Source organism: Nonomuraea sp. SBT364, from assembly GCF_001083785.1.
Classification (GTDB): domain Bacteria; phylum Actinomycetota; class Actinomycetes; order Streptosporangiales; family Streptosporangiaceae; genus Nonomuraea.
In genome coordinates this window covers 1-18,337 of record NZ_LAVL01000070.1, presented here as the reverse complement: position 1 = coordinate 18,337, position 18,337 = coordinate 1, and the positions used below count along the sequence as shown (strand labels likewise).

The window sequence follows — 18,337 nt, the reverse complement described above, 5'->3', positions numbered from 1 at the left end:
GCGCTTCACACTACGTGGCCTGGCTGGTCCATCGTCCATCGCGACGAGGATTCGTTCCCTGTCGCCGGACGCTGTGATCATTCTTGGTACGCTGAGGTCGCAAGGCATGACCGCTGGGCGCTTGAAGGGCGCCGCGAAACGCTCGGTGCCCTGCTATGGGGTCAAGGATGCTCGGCGGTGATCCTGTGACCTGCCCCGCCCTGCAGTTCGAGTACCACGGCCCACATGCGACTGCTGCACAAGACCATGCTGATCCGGTTGACTGGGAACCCAGCGTCAAGCGCACCGACCGGATCCGGGTTCGCGAGCACACCTGTACCTGCCGAAGCCCGATCTTCGAGCTGTGCACGGCAGGCGGGCTCTCGTTCGTTCGGCGCCTCACCGACGATGACACGGCCACTGTCGAGAGTTCTCGGGTCTCCGCGCGCGTTGCCCGAGACCTATGGGAGCGAATCTTGAATGGGCAGGCGCGGTGAATGAAGCTCGCCGCCCTGCCGATCATCGAAGGCGCGTGCGATCTGACGTGCTCCTCCGTCCGGTGTGATTTCGTCGGTCTCAAAGCGACAAGAGAACAGGCTGTCGCCGTGAGCGCATAGATCAGCCAAGGTTTCATCCCACGCGCGTAACCGTCGGTCTGTGTCGTCGTCCCGGCGTTGGCGAGAGCGCCTTTCGCAGCTCTCACGTGACACCCAGAGCAGGACGACGAGCCACAGCCCTACGTCGATCAGACGGCGGATGTCGGGGATGTTGCCCATGTGCACGATGGGCACCTGTCCAGCCGTGGTCATCCGCTCGACCTGGTGGCGGTCGACGGCGTACGTGTTCCCGTATCGGTGGGTCTCGACGAGCAGACGTCCGCCGGTCCGTAGCTCGGCCATGCGTTCGATGCTGACGAACTCGTACTCGCTGCCCCGCCGGTCGCCGGCCTTGAGCTTGCGCAGCAGCACGAATCGGGGATCCAGAACCGTCAGCGCGGCGGTCACCGTGCTCTTGCCGCTGGCCGGCGGCCCGTACAGCACAATGCCCTTCACATCAGAATCCGTTTCAGCGTCTGACGAGTCTGGTCGGCAAGGCTGATCGCAGCCCCGAGACGGTTGTCCACGGTGGCGTGGGCAGTGGGCGGAGCGGCATCCGTGTCGAGTCCGGCGGCGTACTCCTTCCAGTTCTGCAGTTTCCAGGCGTCGCGCGGGGCGCCTCGGAACTCGATGTATTCGCGCATGGATTCGACGTCGCAGCGCACCCACACCACCGCCACATCGATGCCCTTGGCAGCGCATCGGTTCGTCAGCCTCGACACCCAATCGGGATCGGCCAGTTCAGCGATGAACGGCGCGGACAGGATGGCTGACGTACCCACCTTCAGGTTGTCGAAGGCGGTCTCCATCAAGCACCGGTACTCCAGCGGTCGGACCTCGCGCAGATACAGCTCTGTGTGCCGGTCGTGCGGGTCACCGCCGAGTGAGACGAGCAGCCGTTCGACCATGGCGCGGGTCAGTGAGTCCTTGTCCAGGAACGCCCAGCCGGTGATGTCCGACAGGAACCGGGAGAACTCCGTCTTGCCCGATCCGGCGTAGCCGCCGACGAGCGTCAGGATCGGCTTGGGACTGCCCTTGCCGTGCCGGCGCCGCCAGGCGTCCACGACGCGGTTGAGAAGAGCGGTCTGCTCGGCGTTGGATGGGGCGCCGGAGACTTTGACGAGGGTCTGTTCGATGACCTGCGCGGCGGCGTTGTCAGCGGCGGGGTCGGAGGGTTGAGGCAAATCCGAGATGGAATTTTCCACTTCGGTTATTTCGCCGGGGAGCGGCAGCCGGAAACCAAGGGTTGGCTCATTTGCCTGATATAGGAGGCAATAGGCGCGTCGGTAGTGAGGTCCGGGATATACCGATCCCTGTTCGTGTGCCCAGAGTGTCTGGAAATTAGCGGCAGGGGCGGACAGGCCGTGCCGGTGTGCGACCTGACGTAGCTGATCACCTGCGGCTTCCAAGGTGAGGCCGTGGGCTTCGCGGTGCTGCCGCAGGACTAGGGGTTGCCATCCGGGGCGGTGAATTGTCTTCATCGCATCCTTTTGTGCACTTCGAGGGGCGGGCGTGTGTAAGCGCATGTGTAACCGCCGTGCAGGCAGCAATGAAGGAGCTTAGCTAACGCTCCGTGATACTCAACAGCGCGAATGCGCGATGAACTTACGGCATCCCCGCCGGGGATAACGACCAGCCAGAAATGGGGTGCCGAAGTGACCATAAACGAGCGGATATTGGGTGAGCTTCAGGCCATTCGGTCTGAGATGGAAGAGCTGGCCTGCCGAGTCAGCGAGATCGCTTCGGCCCTTGGAACACAGCCTTCTCCAGATCGGCGATCCGGTCGCCCAGGCCCGCCAGAGTGTTCCGCATCTGAGCGAGCTGCTCCATGACCGCCGACGAGGCCGGCTCTTCGGCGGAGAGCGCGGCGGCGGCGTCTTCACGTACGAACACGCCCTTGCCTTGCTGGCCGACGATCAGGTTCTCGGTGCGGAGAACGCTGATCGCCGCCTTGACCACGCTGGCGGATACGTCGTAGCGCTGGCAGAGCTGGGCCGTCGAAGGCAGCGCAGCGCCGGGGGAGAGTGAGCCCGTTCTGATCTGCGCGCGTAGGTCGTCGGCTATCTGGAGGTAGCCGGGCCGACCGGACTTCTCGACCATCCAACGCCTTCCGTGGAGTGCTTACCCCTCCAGTTCAGCACAGCCGTCCCGACATGCCAACCAAGTCTTCGTGGAAGCCCTTGACAACTTAGAATGCCAAGCGTTCTATGTATTCATAGCGTTACGCCTCGACCACTCAAAGGAACGAATCATGCGCACCGTCCCCATCCCTGTAGACACCAGCAAGCTCGCTATCACCTGCGTGAAGGCCCCGCGCCCTCGCGTCCTCAACCGCGACACCGGCGAGATCAAGACCGACAAGAACGGCAACACCGTCTACGAAGTCACCGTCTCCGTGGAAGACGAGTTCGGCCGGATCGAGCTCGTCAAGATCGGCATCACGGGGGAGCCGCCCATCAAGGCCGGCCATGCCGTCAACGCGGTTGGCCTGCTCGGCTACGTCTGGGAGATCGCCGGCAAGTGGGGCATCTCCTACCGTGCCACCGCGCTCCTCCCGCTACAGGAGGCCGCGGATGCCTGACGAGTTCTACGCGGTGCTCGGAGTCTTGGTCGCACTCGCGGCCGGACTCTGGGCCTGGCGCCGCTGGCATCACCGCTCGTTCTGGCTGGCTCTCGGCTATCCACTGACCGCCATCACCATCCGGGCCACCTGGCGCAAGGTCGCCCTCGGCTGCGGGCTGACCAAGAAGCGGCAACGCTTTTGGTTCACCACCGTCCCCGGCCTGGTCGCATCGACCGGCGTCGTCCGCGTCAAGCGCAAGTTCCAGCGCATCGCCGTGGACACCAAGCCGTTCATGTGGCTGCCTATGCCGACCCGGCACGGCTGGCGGGTCACCCTGCACACCCTGGAAGGACAGATCCCCGCCGACTACGCCGACGTAGCCGAACGGCTCGCGCACTCCTGGGGCGTGCACGCCGTACGGGTCACCTCCGACAAGCCGGGACGGGTACGGCTGGCCGCGACCATCCGCGACCCGCTGGTCAAGGTCGACGAGTTGCCGCCCTCGACCGAACTGCTCAAGGTCACCGTCGGCAGGCTGGAGACCGGCGGCCCCTGGATCGTCGACTTCAAAACCGTCCCGCACTGGCTCAACGCCGGGGCCACGCAGTCCGGCAAGTCCAACCTGGCCAACGCGCTCATCGTGGGCCTCGCGCCGCAACCCGTCGCCCTGGTCGGCTTCGACCTCAAGGGCGGCGTCGAGTTCACCCCGTACGCGCCCCGCCTGTCAGCCCTGGCCACCACCCGGGCCGAATGCGGCGGGCTGCTCGATGACCTGGTGGCGCTCATGACGGACCGCATGGGCGTGTGCCGGATGGCCTCGGCCCGCAACATCTGGCAACTGCCGCCCGCAATGCGGCCGGTGCCGGTCGTGGTCCTGGTCGACGAACTGGCCGAGCTCTACCTGATGGCCGACAAGTCAGAGAAGGACGAGATCGCCAAGACCTCCACCGCGCTCCTGCGGGTGGCGCAGCTCGGACGGGCGTTCGGCATCTACCTGTTCTGCTGCGGCCAGCGCATCGGCTCCGACCTCGGCCCCGGCGTCACAGCTCTGCGCGCTCAGTGCTCCGGCCGGATCTGCCACCGGGTCAACGACCCCGAGACAGCGACCATGACGCTGGGCGACCTCGACCCGGCCGCCCTGGACTCCGCTCGCGCCATCGCCGCCGAGACACCCGGCGTGGCCATCGTTGCCAGTCAAGACGGCCAGTGGTACCGCGCCCGCTCCTTCTACGTCAGCGAGGCCGCAGCCGAACACGCCGCCCACGCCTACGCCGACCAAGCCCCGTGCTGGGCCGACGTCATGGCGGCCCAACCCCACCAAGCACCCGACTCCCAGACCGCCTGACCAAGAAGGGAGGAACCATGATGCGCCGCTTCGCTGCCTGGCTGCTCGACACCGGCCCCGTCCTCGTCCTGGCGCTCATCGCGGGCGCGGGCTCGTTCACCCACATCCGCGACACCGCCACCGAGCACGGCCAGCACGGATGGATGGCCTGGGCCGTAGCCGTGTGCATCGACCTGACCTGCGTCATGGCCGCCCGCGAACGTCAGCGCGACAAGAAGACCGGCCGAGTACGGCGCGGCCCGCTGTCCTGGCCTGTCCTCGTCCTGGCCGGCGGCATCGTCCTGTCCCTGGCCGCGAACCTGCAACAAGCCGACCCCACCGTGTGGGGCTGGATCACCGCCGCCACCCCGGCCGCCGCGTTCCTCGTCGCCGTCTCCATGCTCGAACGCCGCGCCACCACACCTAGCCCCGAACCGTCCCCGGACGTCCCGCAGACGTCCCCGTCCTGGACGACGGCATCCCCGTCCGTCCCCGACCGTCCCCAAGCCGTCCCGTACGAGGACCGTCCCGCCCTCGTCCCCGCCCACGAGGACGACGAACAGGACGACGGGCCGACGCCCGATCCCGCACTCGTCGACTACGCCCGCCGTGTCGCCGACGACCATCACACCGCCCACGGTCGGTCCATCACCCGCGACCAACTCCGCGCCCGCCTGGGCGTCTCCAACCAGCTCGCCTCAGACCTGCTCCGCACCCTGGGAACCCGATGAACAGGAGATCACCGATGACCGACGACCGCACCGCCCTCATTCACGGCCTCATCCACCTGGCGGCCTTCCTCCAGGCCAACCCCGATGTACCCGCCCCGCGCGGCACCACCGTCCACCACTTCCCCAGGGATGTAGACGACAACGAGATGCGCGCGCAGATCGACGCCATAGCCGACGTGCTGGGCACCCCGATCGACTCGGATGGCGGCCACTACGGCACGTCGAAGCTCTTCGGCCCTGTCGAATACCGCGCCGTGGCCATCCTGTTCGACGCCCGCACCCGCCACGCCGCCCACGACAGCTACTACGGCTGCATCACGCCCGACAACCCCGCTTAGGAGGTATCCAGCATGCGCATCCGCCTCGAAGGAAACCGCGCCGAAATCACCCTCGGCATGATTCACCTGCGCGAGGTCTTCGACGTCACCTCGATGTCGCGGGCCTACCCGGACCGCGCCCGGCCTCGCATCTACCGCATGTACGTCACCATCACCCCGCGCAAGAGCCGGTGATGACCATGACCGAACAGCCCTGGGCCGACTGGCCCCAGATCCTCGACGCCATCCCGATCGCCGGCTACCGCTGCTGCACCTGCAACGGCATCGGCCTCACCGAGAACAACACCTGCGCCGACTGCCACGGCACCGGCCTCGACAACCACGGCGCCTAACCGCGCTGAGCGCCCCCCGCCTGGCCACACATCCGCCAAGATCCGCGCCAGGCCGGGGGCCATCCCACACCAGATGACTGGATAGGACGGTCCCATCTTGCCCTGCCTTGCCACTCCCACGCTGTAGCCGGGATGATTGACCGGTTCAACCACCCCGACTACAACCGCTGGGCCGCACAGATCAAGCGCTCCGGCGGCTGCCGCCAGCCCATCCACCTACGCGGCAAAGTCGAACACTACGACCAGGCCACCGGCGAACTCCTCCACCGCTACACCACCCGCACCGAACCCGACGGCATCCTGCGCGTTCCCTGCAAGACCCGCCGCGCCTCTCGCTGCCCGGCCTGCGCCGAGACGTACCGCGCCGACACGTACCAGCTCGTCCGCGCAGGGCTGGTTGGCGGCAAAGGCGTGCCGGAAACGGTCAGTGCGCACCCGTGCCTGTTCGTCACCCTGACCGCTCCTTCCTTCGGCGCCGTGCACGTCCGGCGGGAGAAGAGCGGCAAGGTCCTGCCGTGTCACGCCCGCCGCAACGCCGAGACCTGCCCACACGGACAGGTCATGTCCTGCACCCGGCGGCACTCGGCAGACGACACGTGCCTCGGTGAGCCGCTCTGCCCGGACTGCTACGACTACGAAGGGTCGGTCCTGTTCAACGCCGTCAGCCCGGAGCTGTGGCGGCGCTTCACCGAAGCCCTCCGCCGGCGCTTTGCCAAACTCTCTGGCCTCACCCTCAAAGCCCTGCGTGAGCAGGCCGTCATCTCCTTCGCCAAGGTCGCCGAATACCAGCGGCGCGGCGTCGTCCACTTCCACGCCGTGATTCGCCTCGACGGACCGGACGGCCCTACCTCGCCGCCCCCGGCCTGGGCAAGCGCCGACGCCCTGGCCGACGCCGTCCAGCACGCGGCGTCTGTCGTGACGACCGACGTGAAGCCGCTCGGCCGTACCTTCCGCTGGGGGAGTCAGCTCGACGTCCGCCGAATCACCATGGACGGCGACCTCACTGACCAGGCCGTAGCCGCCTACATCGCCAAGTACGCCACCAAGGCCGCCGAATGCGTCGGCACTCTCGACCGGCGCATCCAACCCCTCGACGACCTCGATGCGCTCCCGATCCGGCCACACGCCCGCCGCCTGATCGCCGAATGCATGCGCCTCGGCGCCCTCGACGACCTGGCCGACCTCCGACTCACCCAGTGGGCCCACATGCTTGGTTTTCGCGGTCACTTCTCCACCAAGTCACGCCGCTACTCCACCACCCTCGGCAAACTCCGCGCCGCACGCGAGGAACACATGCGCGCCGAGAACATCACCACCGGCCGCCTGCCTCTCTTCGACGAGGACACCGTCCTTGTGATCGCGCACTGGGAGTACGCCGGACAGGGGTTGTCCGCTGGCGAACTACTCCTCGCCGCCGCCATAACGGGCACCCAACTCCCTGCAGACGGGGGTGACGTCTGATGAGCAGGCGTGACGAACTGCTGACCGTTCCGGAGGTCCTCGCCGAACTCGGCGGGGTTTCCCGACGCACCTTCTATCGCTGGCGCGAACTCGGCCGTGCACCGGTCTGCATCCAACTGCCCAACCTTGAGCTCCGCATCTGGCGGAGCGACCTCATGGCCTGGCTCGACTCGCGACGGGAGGCTGCGTGAACACCACCTACGACGTAAAGTTCGCCCAGATCCAGCAGCGCTCCAACGGCGGCACGCCAACCTACGTCGTGCGCTGGCGGGTGGCCGGCAAGGAGAAGTCGAAGAGCTTCCGCACCAAGGGACTCGCGAACGCCTTCATGTCCGACCTACGACAGGCGGCCAAGACGGGGGAGGAGTTCGACGTCGCCACCGGATTGCCGGTGTCGATGTTGGCGCCGGAGTCCATGGGGCCGTCGTTCCTGGAGTTCGCACAGGCGTACGTCCTTCGACGCTGGCACTCCTCGGCGGCTCGCACCCGGGAGACGGACGCCTACGCGCTCCTATCCCTCATTCCCGCCCTCGTATCAGACGCACCCCGCCGACCTGCCGCCGAGGATCTGCGGGAGGTCCTCCGGATCCATGCCCTCCTTCCTGAGAAGCGGCGGGACGAGCTGACGACGGCACAAGCCGCGGCCTTGGGTTGGCTGGAGCGGGCGTCCCTCCCGTTGTCAGACCTTCACGAGGCTCGCATTCTTCGTACGGCCCTCGATGCGATCTCGGTGACCTTCGCGGGCGTACCAGCGGGAGCGAACACGGTCCGCCGGAAGCGTGCCGTTCTCCATCATCTCCTGGAGCACGCCGTCGAGCAGAAGGTGTTCGGCAGCAATCCGCTGGACGCGATCAAGTGGACACCACCGAAGGCCGTGATGGTCGTCGACCCTCGAACGGTGGTGAACCCGGCCCAAGCCCGGCAGCTCCTCGACGCCATACCCAAGGTCGGCCGCAGGCGTGGCCCTCGCCTCAAAGCGCTGTTCGCCTGCATCTACTATGCCGCCCTCCGGCCAGAGGAAGCGGCGGACCTGCGGTTGAGGAACTGCACCTTGCCCGAATCGGGCTGGGGCCTGATCGTCCTGGAGCGGGCGCGACCTCAAGCGACGAAGCGCTGGACCAACTCCGGTGAAACGCACGAGTCACGCAGCTTGAAGCACCGCGCCGACAAAGAAACGCGCGAGATTCCGATCCCGCCCGTCCTGGTCGCCACGCTCCGCGAACACGTCGCCGAGTTCGGAACCGCGAAGGACGGACGGATCTTCCAAACGCGTACCGGTGGGACCTATTCCAGCTCCGCGCACTCCTACGTGTGGCAAGAGGCTCGGAAGCTCGCCCTGAACCCGGCACAGGTCGCCTCGTCGCTGGCGGCAAGGCCGTACGACCTTCGCCACGCGGCGGTCTCGCTCTGGTTGAACGCCGGCGTCCCGGCACCCGAGGTCGCCAAGCGAGCCGGTCACAGCGTTGACGTCCTGCTGCGGGTCTATGCCAAATGCATGGACGGCCAACAGGAGCAGATCAATAGCAAGATCAACGATGCGTTGGACCCATAACTCCAGGTTCAAGCCTTATCGGCCCCGGTGAATACCGGGGCCGACCCATTCCGGCCCCGCAACACCGAGTCGTTGCTGCAGAACGGCGCCACGCTGCGCCACCCTGGCAGACACGGATAGTGACCAGGAGAACTATGCGCGAAGAGCACGACCACCTCGCCCCGTCACCCCGAGACTCTCCTACTCTCAGGCGCCCGCCGTACGGAATGCCGATGCGGAGGAGAGCGCAACCTACCGATACAGCGGACGGCCTCAGATGGCGGCGGTACGCAACTCCAACGCCTCCGAGGGACGTCACCTTGACGACCGCGAATCGCCTGACCAGGCTGACGCTTGTCGCCTGCTTCCTCGCCTGCGTTGGCATGGGGGTCTGGTCGAGCACCTGGGACATGGACAGTTCTCCGCGTCCGAGGGCCGCCACAGAGGCATCACCCATCCAGACGGCGATGGCGCATCTTGTCGAAGACGCGTTGCCGCTCTCCGGGCCCACGCCAAGTGCCTCGCCCTCAACCAGGTCCAGCCCCGCCTACAAGACGTCGCAGCCCAAGAAGCGCGGCAGATCGGACGCTCAAGTGGCGCCCCGACAACAAGACAAGAAGGTGCAAACCGGATCGCGGCGGCAACCGTCGTACAACGCCGGCCAGAGGTATGGCGGGAACAAGGGCGTCGGCGGACGTAGCAACAGGAAAGTGGATCGTAGGGGTGTCGCCAAGTGCGATGAGCTCTTCCCGCCGTCCCGCGCAGACTTCCGCATCAGGAACCGAATTTGTCACCGGATCTACCGCTAGCCGTCGGCCTCAGGATCTGCTGGTTAGCAGAACGGGACGCAATTGCCTGGCGAACTCGATGACGTCTGCCCGGTGATCTCTGCCGGACGCTCCTAGATAGAGTCTGATGGATAGCATTTTGGTGCCATTGGCCGTCCATGCTGAGACGTAAGCGCCAGCAGGCTCACCGTCCTCACGCCTCAAGAGCGCACTGTATCCTGGGCCGATTTCCGCAGGTAGGGCGGTGCCCTTGTCGGCGACTCTTCTGCGTTCCAAGCCCTCCAGAGAGAACTGCAAAGGGTCGTGCAGCTCAAACGACAATCGCACCGGTTCCTGCATGTCTGCTGACTTGGACACGATGCAGTGGGAGAAGTGGGATACCGTTCTCGTTCCGCTGGCGTAGAAGTCGTCGAGGCCGGTCGCCCGGGAAATGGCCTGGCTCGAGATCAGGCCGCATTCGCCCGGGGATGCGGTGACGACTCCCAGAGGGCGTTGATCTCGCTGAGGGGGCGGTGACGAGCATGCGGTGATGATGCCGAGCGTCGCAGCCAGTAGAAAGATCGGTGCGCGTGCCCTCATTCGTCTGCCTCGGGGTATGGGGGCGGCTGTGGCCGGAATCCTTCCTCTACGGCATTGCCGACATCACGGAAGATACCCGAGGCCGGCGAGAATTTCAGCCACTCGTGATACGCATACTCCTGCAGTGAAGTCATTGCGCTTCCGGGCAGGATATCGCCGTCTTTGATGAAGTCTTGCGGCGTGTTCTTCGCATAGTTTTCAGACGCGTGCGGATGCGTGGATGCCGTGCTTCCCCCAAAAAGCCTGTGCCGCATCAGGGCATCAGCGGTCAGGTCTCTGAACATGTTCTTGCTCGTGAAGAGGGTGGTCTCCGCCTCGTCCCGGGCCTTCTTCCCGTCCTCGAACTTGACCTTGTCGCCCACGTTGCTCTCCACAAACTCGTATCCGCCCACGACCCAATCACCCGCAGGCGTCAGTACGAGCTTCAGCGTGCTGGTTGCCGCATCCTTCAACGCTTCACGCGTCTTGTCCCTGGCGTCCGCAGCGTTGATCTCGGAGAGATTGCCTGCGTCGACGACGAATTTGAGCGACCTACCCAGGTCTTGCACTCTAGCCTTGAAATCTTCCCCTGTGGCGCCTGCCATGCTGTCCACAAGGATCTTCTGTCGTTGAGCCTCGATCTCGGTCTTGGTCGCGTCGGGATGGCTGCTGCGCCACTTGTCGAAGATCGCTTCATTGGCCTTCACAATCTGCGCCGCCTGGGCGTCGAGAACCATCGCGCTGTACTTCCCGTGGCCTTCCATGACGGTCTTGAGGGCTTCGGTGTCCTTGAACGCCCAAGTCATGGCGCTCTTCGCAGTTTCGTAGCCGAACAGGGCTCCGTACGGCTGTTTGCCCGGCAGCACCGGGTCTGTGTCTTGAAGCGGGGTGACGCCGGGGGCCTCTTCGGTCTCGCGGGAGATCCGGTTCACATCGCTCATGTAGGCGGTGAAAACGCGAGCAGCGCTCTGTCGAGTGTCCGGAAGCGCCGCTTGCGCCTCGGGGTCGGCCCAGAAGTGGACGGCCCAGGATGCGATCAGAGCTGACTTGTACCCTCTCGAAGTGTCTGGAGGCTGACCGTTGTCGCGGAACGTCGTCGCTGCTGCCTCGATGGCTCTGCCGAGTTCCCGACTGCCACTGCCCCAGTAGTTCTCCCTCATCAAGAAGGCCAGCGGCTTCCGTACAGGGTCGGTGAAGAAATCCTGGGCCACTCTGGCGTTGTTCGCCAAGGCGGCGGCCAACCCCGGCCCGAACCCCACGATGTCCTGTTGCTCGGCTTGCGGCTTGGAAGCGTTGTCGAAGACCTTGTTGGCTACGTCGAGGAGGAAGGCGTCATCGAAGCTGCCGTACCTCAGGAGTTGGTCGACAACGCGGCCACTCGCCACATCGCCGTCTCTTGCGATCAGTTCATCCGCGTAGCTCTTGGGGAGCTTCATGTCCCCGACTCCTCGCGAGGCCGTGCCGAGCGTCACGCTCAGAGCCATCGCCAACCGGTCCACCTCCGAGGAGGGTGCCTTCTTCCAGATGTCTTCGAGAGAACGCCGCTCCGAGAAGTAGAGATCCCCTAGAAGGGCTTTGAGTTCCTTGGGCGGTACCTCCTTGGCGAAGGCGACGGCGAAGTAGGGATCGCGCTGGTGGTTCTCCAGCAGGTCGAGCGTCTGGCGGGAGAGGACCAGTCGGCCGTCGACGCTGGCGGCATCCTTTCCCGCCTTTCGAAGCTGGTCGGCAACTGACTTAGCCGCTGCCGCGCCGCTCGCCGGCGAGTACGAGGCCCAGAGCGTCTCATCCGCCCAGATCACGCCCTTGTCGAGACCGATCTTCTGTATAGCGACGATGAGATCCAGGCGACGCTGTAGGTCGGGAACCTCCTGGGCGATCCGGAAGCCGATATCCCTCAGTAGTCCCGGGCCGGTCATGCTCGTGCCGATCGAACTCAGTGCCCTGCCGAGCTGGGCATCCGCGGCCGTCCATGCCTGCTGCAGGCGCTTGATCTCGCCGATCAACTGCGTCATCAGGGAGGGATCGATGCCAACCTGGTTCGGAGGTGGGCTCATCAGCGTGACTCCCCAGGCGGAAAGACCGGTGACCGCCCTGGCCACTGGCCCAGCGAATCCATCGGCTTCGCCGGTTCGGGGCTCGCGGGAGTGGAGTCGACCAGCGCGAGTGCTCGCTGGAAGACGCTTCTATACGCCAAGTCCCATGCCTTGCAGTCCTCGATGAGCCGGTCCGCGGCCCTGCCCTTCATCGCGCCGCTTTCGAGCAAGCCGACGAGCTTGCGCACGTCGTTGGCGTGCTGGTCACGTAATTGCTCGATCATCCGTCGAGCTGCGTTGATCTGTTCCTGTGTCGCCATCATCCTCGGATCCTTCGGATCTTTGAGACGGCTATCCCTGGGATCAATGTGACGATAAAGGGTGCACGGGCCTTCGTCGAGAGGAACTACTGAAGAGGCATGGAAGGCAACGAACTGCTCAGCTACTGCGTACTACGCAAGTAGGCGATTCCTGGGATGACGTCGGTGACGACGTGGTCGGCTCGGTGCTCGTGGCCGGGCCACTTTCCTCGGTCGATCCAGATCGCGCGCAGGCCGGCTGCCTGGGCGCCTTGGACGTCCGCGATGAGGTTGTCGCCGACCATCCAACCGCCCTCGGCGAGGCTGGCTCCACACCGTTCGGCAGCGATGTGGAAGAGCTGGCTCTCCGGCTTGCGGATGCCCTCGACGCCCGACACGGCGTAGCCGTCCACTGCGTCGGCGAGGCCGGTCCGCTGAAGCTTGCCGAGTTGGTTGTCGGCCATGCCGTTCGTGACGATCCCGACTCGCCATCCTGCGGCGCGAAGCTCGGCCAAAGCCGCGGGCACACCCGGGTAACAACGTACGAGGTGCGGCATGCGCTTGCGGTAGCTGGCCCAGAGTTCGTCGACGGTCTCGTGCAGCGCGAAGTGCTGACGGACCTTATCGAAGAAGGCCTCTCGATGCGGATGCATCTCTCGATCCAGGGAGGCGAGCCAGTCAGTCCCCTCCGGCCCTAGTCGCCGATGCTCGGCGAATTCGTGCGCCCACTGCAGGAACGCGGCATCGAGGTCGACAAGAGTCCTATCCAGGTCGAAGAGGGCGAGGTGCTGCACCTGGCCACCATAGACGCGAAGATCTCCCCGGTAACAGAGCGCCGTCGGAGGAACTGATTGATCGGGCATTGGATGGAGTGAAGATCCCGGTAACCTTCAGGACGTATCGGTGATGCGGCCCGACGGGCTTCCGCTCTGATGGTGGACATGCCCCCATACCGCACGAATCTTTCGTGCTGCCTGGGGGTAGATCCGTGGCCGTCTTCCGGCATTCGGCGGAAAGCCTGGTCCAACTGGTGTCCGAGTCTGTGGCTGAACGCGTCCTCAGCGACGTGATCGCCGACAACCTGCGTGCCACGCAAGGCATCAATCCGGGCAAGGGCGAACGCAAGTCCTGGGACCGAAGCATCCCGATTCTGGCCCGGGATCTGGTCGAGGCCGGCCTCGGTCGGGTGGAGATGCTCATTGAGTATCAGCTCCCGTTAACCAGCAAGCGGGCCGACGTCATCCTTGCGGGGCGCGACCGGCGAACGGGAGCCGACTCCTACCTGATCGTCGAGCTGAAGCAGTGGAGCCAGGCTGAACTGTACGAGGACGACGCCGAACTCGTCCTGGTGCCAGGCATGGGGGATCGGCCCAAGCTGCACCCGGTCGTCCAGGTGCGGGGCTATTGCGAATATCTGGCCGATTTCGTCGGGGCGCTGGAGCAGCATCGGAACGCGGTGCGCGGGGTGGCGTACCTGCACAACGCCAGCGACCCGGACATTCACGACCTCTACGACCACGTCGAGGACGAGCGCACCAGGCTCTTCAGCAAGACACGCCGCGGCCAGTTCGTCGACTACCTCAAGGCCCAGTTCGCGCCCGAACCCGGCGCCGCAGCGGCCGATCGCCTGCTGTCCAGCGCCATCCGCCCGTCCAAGCAGTTGCTGAAGGTCGCCGCCGGCGAGATTAAGAACCGCGACCAGTTCGTCCTGCTGGCCGAACAGCGCCTGGCCTACGAAATGGTGCTGCACGCGGTGGAGAAGGCGCGGGCGGGCAACTCGAAGCAGGTCGTGATCATCACCGGCGGGCCAGGCTCCGGCAAGAGCGTCATCGCACTGTCCCTGCTCGGGGAACTCTCCGACCGGGGATACTCGGCGCTGCACGCCACCGGTTCACGTTCCTTCACCGAGACGATGAGGCGAGTCGTCGCCAAGGGCTCGACCCGGTTGAAGGGGATGTTCAAGTACTTCAACAACTTCATGACGGCGAAGCCGAACGAACTGGACGTGCTGATCTGCGATGAGGCTCACCGTATCCGCGAGACCTCGGAGAACAGGTTCACCAAGGCGACGCAACGGACGGGCCGGCCGCAACTGGATGAGCTGATCGACGCGGCGAGGGTGCCGGTGTTCCTGTTGGATGAGCATCAAGTGGTACGGCCTGGCGAGATGGGGCGTGTTGCCGACATCACCACCTACGCCGAATCGCTCGGACTTGCCGTGCACCAAGTCGATCTCGACGCGCAGTTCCGTTGTGGCGGGAGCCGCAAGTACGAGGAGTGGGTTCTGCGGCTGCTGGGCCTGGACGGCGGTGCTCCGATGGCGTGGACGGGTGACGACCACTTCGGCGTTTCCCTCACCGAGTCGCCCTACGAGCTGGATGGCCTGCTGAGGAGCAGGCTGGAAGCGGGTTTCTCAGCGCGGATGACGGCCGGGTTCTGCTGGTCCTGGAGCGACCCGGCGGGTGACAGCCTGGTTGCGGACGTACGGGTCGGCGATTGGGCACGGCCGTGGAACGTCAAGGGGGACAGGGCCGTGGGGAACGCTCCGGCCAGCGCCTTGTGGGCCACCGCAGATGGTGGGTTCGAGCAGGTCGGATGCGTCTACACCGCCCAGGGCTTCGAGTACGACTGGAATGGTGTGATCTTCGGACCGGACTTGGTGTATCGGGACGGGAAACTGGTCACCGTTCGGAGCGCCAGCAAGGACCCAGCGCTAATGCGGAGGGGAGTCAGTGACGAGCAGGCGGACCGGCTGATCCGCAACACATACAAGGTGCTGCTGACGCGCGGCATGATGGGCACCGCTCTGTACTCGGTTGACCCGGCGACGCAGGACTTCCTTGCAGGGCTGTTGGAGCAGCGCGCCTAGGCTGCTCGTTTGTCGGTGGCGTGCTCTAGCCTCCTTGTACCAACTGGTCTGGAGGTAAGGATGAACTCCGCCGAACTGCTCGAGCCGACCAAGCTGTGGGAGGCTGCCGACGTTCTGGGTCGTCCGGGTCCGGTGCCGGCTGCTGCGGGCATCTATGGGTGGTACTTCACTCAGCCACCGCATCCCAGCTTGGCCGCCGACCGTCTCCTCTATGTGGGGATCGCCCCACGCCGCATGGTGACCCGGGCCAGCAAGCAGAACCTGCGTAGCAGGGTTCGCTATCACTTCCGGGGCAATAGCCGAGGGGTCCACTTTGCGGCTCAGTCTTGGCTGCCTGCTCGGACTCGAACTCCGCCGGGTGGGCAGCGGGAGGCGGCTGACCTTCGGGCAGGCCGGCGAGAAGGCTCTGACAGCCTGGATGGCAGACCATGCCCGTGTGTGTTGGATCCAGCAGGACGAGCCTTGGACCGGGGAGTCCGAGCTGATCGCCAAGCTGGATCTCCCCCTCAACCTCGACCAGAACCGCCACCACGCCTTCCATCCCTACCTGAGCGGTCTCCGCGCCTCGGCACGTGCCCGCGCTCGCAACCTGCCGATCAGCTCTTGAGGTTCATCGGTGTCGGGTGCCAACGTGTGTCCGCCTGCTGGTGAAGTTCAACGACGCTGCGCCAAAGAGCGCTGCCTGATGGGGCGGGCTTGCAACTACTCACTCACCGCATGTCCTTTGCCTTGCGCACGATCGCCGTGGCCACGCTGAGGCAGATGCAAAGACCCCCCTCCATTGAGGGGGGTCAGCATGCTCAGCGGGCATCCCCTCCTGAAGGAGGGGTCACTTTTTCCTGCAACTGAGGCGTTGAGGACTGCCCCACTGTCTCGTCATCTTCCGGTTGATCGGAAGGGTTCGGTTCGTCTGGTGGTGTTTGGCTCCATCGGACTGAGATTCTCAACAAACCAAAGCGGATCTCTCCTTCGGGTATGCCGTACTTGTGGATCGCTGCAAGAAATGAGCGAATCGCCAGGACTGCAAGAAGGCATACACCTACGAAAATGATCGCGCTGGTAGGGCCCAAGCCCGAGAGCCAGGCTCCCGGATTTGTGCCCATGGCTTGCTATCTCAGCCCTGGGTTTTAGGGCTAAGCATTTCCCTCCTTCTCGCTCGGCATGACCGTCAGAGGCTGCCACCCGTCTACTCTTCGTTCGACCCTTTATGCTCGGGGAGGCTTCGCTCGCAGGCTAAATGATTCTCGGTGCTCTACTCTTCGAAACGTCTACTCGTTCAGGCTCTACTCGTTCAGGCCCCGCGTGCAAAATTCTTCTCTTCGGTCCTCTGCTCTTCGGCGCTCTTTCGGGTCACGAAACTGGAGCTTGAGCCCTTTCTAATTGATAGATGATCACCGATTGGATGGAAAGACGCGCAAGTTGACTCGCCTCGGCCTTGTTGGATCATGTCCGGTATAAGCCACTCGAGTCTTTGCTGTCCTTAGATTTTGGTGGGCAGGTCAGTCCACGCCTGCCTACCGCCTTCCCCCGCATTTCTGCGGGCCATGTCCTACTGACCTCCAAGAGGTGTTCGGAAGCCTGTCCGGACGATAGCTGAGCTATGTTCGGGCTGCCTCGCCGGTGAGGTTACATCAGCAGTGGATTGGATGGTAGGCCCAGCGTGTCAGCTGATGTCTGAGTCGCCGGTCAGGTATGGCCTCAGCCTTGGTAGAACGAAGGAAGTGTCCGGGCGACCGCATCGTTGAAGCGATCGAGCAGTGGCTCGAGGCGCTTGCTGTGCTGTTCTGCCTCATCTGGACTCTTGGCCCAGATGGAGTCCCCCGCTGCCTTCTCGAGCTCCGTTGCCAGCGAGCGAATCTCTTCGTCGAAGACCCGAGCCCGAGATGACTTCAGCAGAAGCAAAGCGGCGGACCATCCAACAGCTGTAGGTGTTTCCCATTGCCGAGCCGGCCACTTCTGGGTTTCCTCTGCAGTGGCGATGATCCTGTCGAGCTCGGCGTGTGCTGACTTGATCAGATCGATTACCGAATTCTGAAGGGTGAGGATGCTGTCCCGCTGGAACGTGTCGCGTGCAGACTGGCGTTCGCGCTCGTACTGTCGATCGCTCTGCGCTGCTTCGCGCTTGCTCTTTTGATGTTCTGCGTAAATCGTTACGAATGCTGTGATCATAGAGCCCAGCAGGACTCCGACTAAGCCAAAAATCGCCTGCTCCATGTTGACTCTCCCTTCAGGCGATGGACATCCGGGCAAGTGTGAGTAACCATTACCATCTGCCACCAGGCTGTAGCAAGGCGGTAGTGAATGCCGCATCGATGCTAAATCTGTACGTAATGACGCCGAGTGTCCGTTCGACGGGAATCTGACGCTTACTCAAGGATCACGTGTTCATCGGGCGTCATCCTGGTCAGGAGTATTGAGTGGCTGCCAAGGTGCAGCATCTTTGCGTAGACGGCCGGAGAGTTCGCTATGTCGCGTCCAGACGCATGCAGCTCGAGTAGCCCGATCGCGTGATAGCTGGTAGAGATGCTGAGCTCTCGATCGACCGATCGGCCTTGCAGTAGCTATGTCGGTCGACGACGACGGTGGCCTCTCGATCTGTGCCGGGCAACTCGGCGCAATCGGGAGGCACGTCGGCAGATGACCTGAAAATATACGCCCAAGATCATCCCGCGTATGTCCCGTGATCAAGGTCCTACGGCTGCATGCAGCTGTCCTCAGTGACCTATCCGGGCCTGGAAAGCAAAAGACCTGCGGCTGAGAAACCGCAGGTCAGATTGCGGAAAGCCTGGTGGAGATGAGTGCCCCCGGCAGTGTCCTGGTTCAGGACATAGGAAACTCATGTCGCAAGACATAGGAAACTTCAACAGAGTGTGTCTCGGGACATAGGCAACCGCCTTGGTCAACAGCGTGGGTGGTGTGTCCAAGGCCAGAGTTG

At 64.4% G+C, this 18,337-nt stretch carries 18 protein-coding genes; 11 read left to right on the top strand and 7 right to left on the bottom strand.

Translation table 11 applies throughout. The features are described 5' to 3' along the window. Positions 1–440: 440 nt before the first annotated feature. From ADY59_RS26975 to ADY59_RS26965, 3 genes are all read right to left on the bottom strand, one after another. Positions 441–1,031, bottom strand: a complete 591-nt coding sequence (locus ADY59_RS26975; protein ID WP_053175186.1) for a hypothetical protein — start codon at positions 1,029–1,031, stop codon at positions 441–443. Next, positions 1,028–1,780 carry an AAA family ATPase gene (locus ADY59_RS26970; protein ID WP_231618906.1) on the bottom strand — a complete coding sequence of 251 codons (753 nt, stop codon included), beginning with the start codon at positions 1,778–1,780 and terminating at the stop codon, positions 1,028–1,030. Before ADY59_RS26970 ends, ADY59_RS26975 begins: the two co-directional genes overlap by 4 nt. A 523-nt stretch (positions 1,781–2,303) precedes the next feature. Beyond that, positions 2,304–2,675 (bottom strand): winged helix-turn-helix domain-containing protein, encoded by a 372-nt coding sequence (locus tag ADY59_RS26965; protein ID WP_049567323.1) that lies wholly within the window; start codon positions 2,673–2,675, stop codon positions 2,304–2,306. A 151-nt stretch (positions 2,676–2,826) separates the two neighbouring features. Between ADY59_RS26965 and ADY59_RS26960 the strand changes: the two genes are divergently transcribed. The 9 genes from ADY59_RS26960 (at position 2,827) to ADY59_RS26930 (ending at position 8,876) form a co-directional block, all read left to right on the top strand. Further along, entirely contained in the window at positions 2,827–3,156 is a 330-nt protein-coding gene (locus ADY59_RS26960; protein ID WP_049567321.1) for an SCO3933 family regulatory protein, read from the top strand. Next, positions 3,149–4,483 (top strand): FtsK/SpoIIIE domain-containing protein, encoded by a 1,335-nt coding sequence (locus ADY59_RS26955; RefSeq protein WP_049567318.1) that lies wholly within the window; start codon positions 3,149–3,151, stop codon positions 4,481–4,483. The genes ADY59_RS26960 and ADY59_RS26955 overlap by 8 nt, the downstream gene beginning before the upstream one ends. A 20-nt stretch (positions 4,484–4,503) precedes the next feature. Beyond that, complete coding sequence (locus ADY59_RS26950) at positions 4,504–5,193, top strand: DUF2637 domain-containing protein (protein WP_049567315.1); 690 nt, start codon at positions 4,504–4,506, stop codon at positions 5,191–5,193. A 14-nt stretch (positions 5,194–5,207) separates the two neighbouring features. Beyond that, positions 5,208–5,531, top strand: a complete 324-nt coding sequence (locus tag ADY59_RS26945; RefSeq protein WP_049567312.1) for a hypothetical protein — start codon at positions 5,208–5,210, stop codon at positions 5,529–5,531. Between the two features lie 12 nt (positions 5,532–5,543). After that, positions 5,544–5,705, top strand: a complete 162-nt coding sequence (locus ADY59_RS50345) for a hypothetical protein (RefSeq protein WP_156325758.1) — start codon at positions 5,544–5,546, stop codon at positions 5,703–5,705. Continuing rightward, positions 5,705–5,863, top strand: coding sequence for a hypothetical protein (locus tag ADY59_RS50340; RefSeq protein ID WP_156325757.1), 159 nt, complete (start codon positions 5,705–5,707; stop codon positions 5,861–5,863). The genes ADY59_RS50345 and ADY59_RS50340 overlap by 1 nt, the downstream gene beginning before the upstream one ends. 132 nt (positions 5,864–5,995) lie before the next feature. Next, a complete protein-coding gene (locus tag ADY59_RS26940; RefSeq protein ID WP_049567311.1) occupies positions 5,996–7,324 on the top strand; it encodes a replication initiator in 1,329 nt (442 codons plus the stop codon). After that, entirely contained in the window at positions 7,324–7,515 is a 192-nt protein-coding gene (locus ADY59_RS26935; RefSeq protein ID WP_049567308.1) for a helix-turn-helix transcriptional regulator, read from the top strand. Before ADY59_RS26940 ends, ADY59_RS26935 begins: the two co-directional genes overlap by 1 nt. Continuing rightward, positions 7,512–8,876 carry a tyrosine-type recombinase/integrase gene (locus ADY59_RS26930; protein WP_049567305.1) on the top strand — a complete coding sequence of 455 codons (1,365 nt, stop codon included), beginning with the start codon at positions 7,512–7,514 and terminating at the stop codon, positions 8,874–8,876. The genes ADY59_RS26935 and ADY59_RS26930 overlap by 4 nt, the downstream gene beginning before the upstream one ends. 1,342 nt (positions 8,877–10,218) lie before the next feature. Here the strand turns inward: ADY59_RS26930 and ADY59_RS26925 are convergent. From ADY59_RS26925 to ADY59_RS26915, 3 genes are all read right to left on the bottom strand, one after another. Further along, the gene (locus ADY59_RS26925) at positions 10,219–12,213 is read right to left on the bottom strand and encodes a hypothetical protein (RefSeq protein WP_049567303.1); all 1,995 of its coding nucleotides are present in this window, start codon (positions 12,211–12,213) and stop codon (positions 10,219–10,221) included. 41 nt (positions 12,214–12,254) lie between these two features. Then, entirely contained in the window at positions 12,255–12,557 is a 303-nt protein-coding gene (locus tag ADY59_RS26920) for a hypothetical protein (protein ID WP_049567301.1), read from the bottom strand. A gap of 119 nt (positions 12,558–12,676) precedes the next feature. Beyond that, entirely contained in the window at positions 12,677–13,327 is a 651-nt protein-coding gene (locus ADY59_RS26915; protein WP_049567298.1) for an HAD family hydrolase, read from the bottom strand. 194 nt (positions 13,328–13,521) lie between these two features. Between ADY59_RS26915 and ADY59_RS26910 the strand changes: the two genes are divergently transcribed. Next, positions 13,522–15,402, top strand: a complete 1,881-nt coding sequence (locus tag ADY59_RS26910) for a DUF2075 domain-containing protein (protein WP_049567294.1) — start codon at positions 13,522–13,524, stop codon at positions 15,400–15,402. Between the two features lie 280 nt (positions 15,403–15,682). After that, a complete protein-coding gene (locus ADY59_RS53750; protein WP_331459525.1) occupies positions 15,683–16,009 on the top strand; it encodes a GIY-YIG nuclease family protein in 327 nt (108 codons plus the stop codon). 1,091 nt (positions 16,010–17,100) lie between these two features. On the opposite strand, the gene ADY59_RS26900 is transcribed toward ADY59_RS53750, so the two are convergent. Next, the gene (locus tag ADY59_RS26900; RefSeq protein ID WP_049567292.1) at positions 17,101–17,616 is read right to left on the bottom strand and encodes a hypothetical protein; all 516 of its coding nucleotides are present in this window, start codon (positions 17,614–17,616) and stop codon (positions 17,101–17,103) included. Positions 17,617–18,337: the final 721 nt, after the last annotated feature.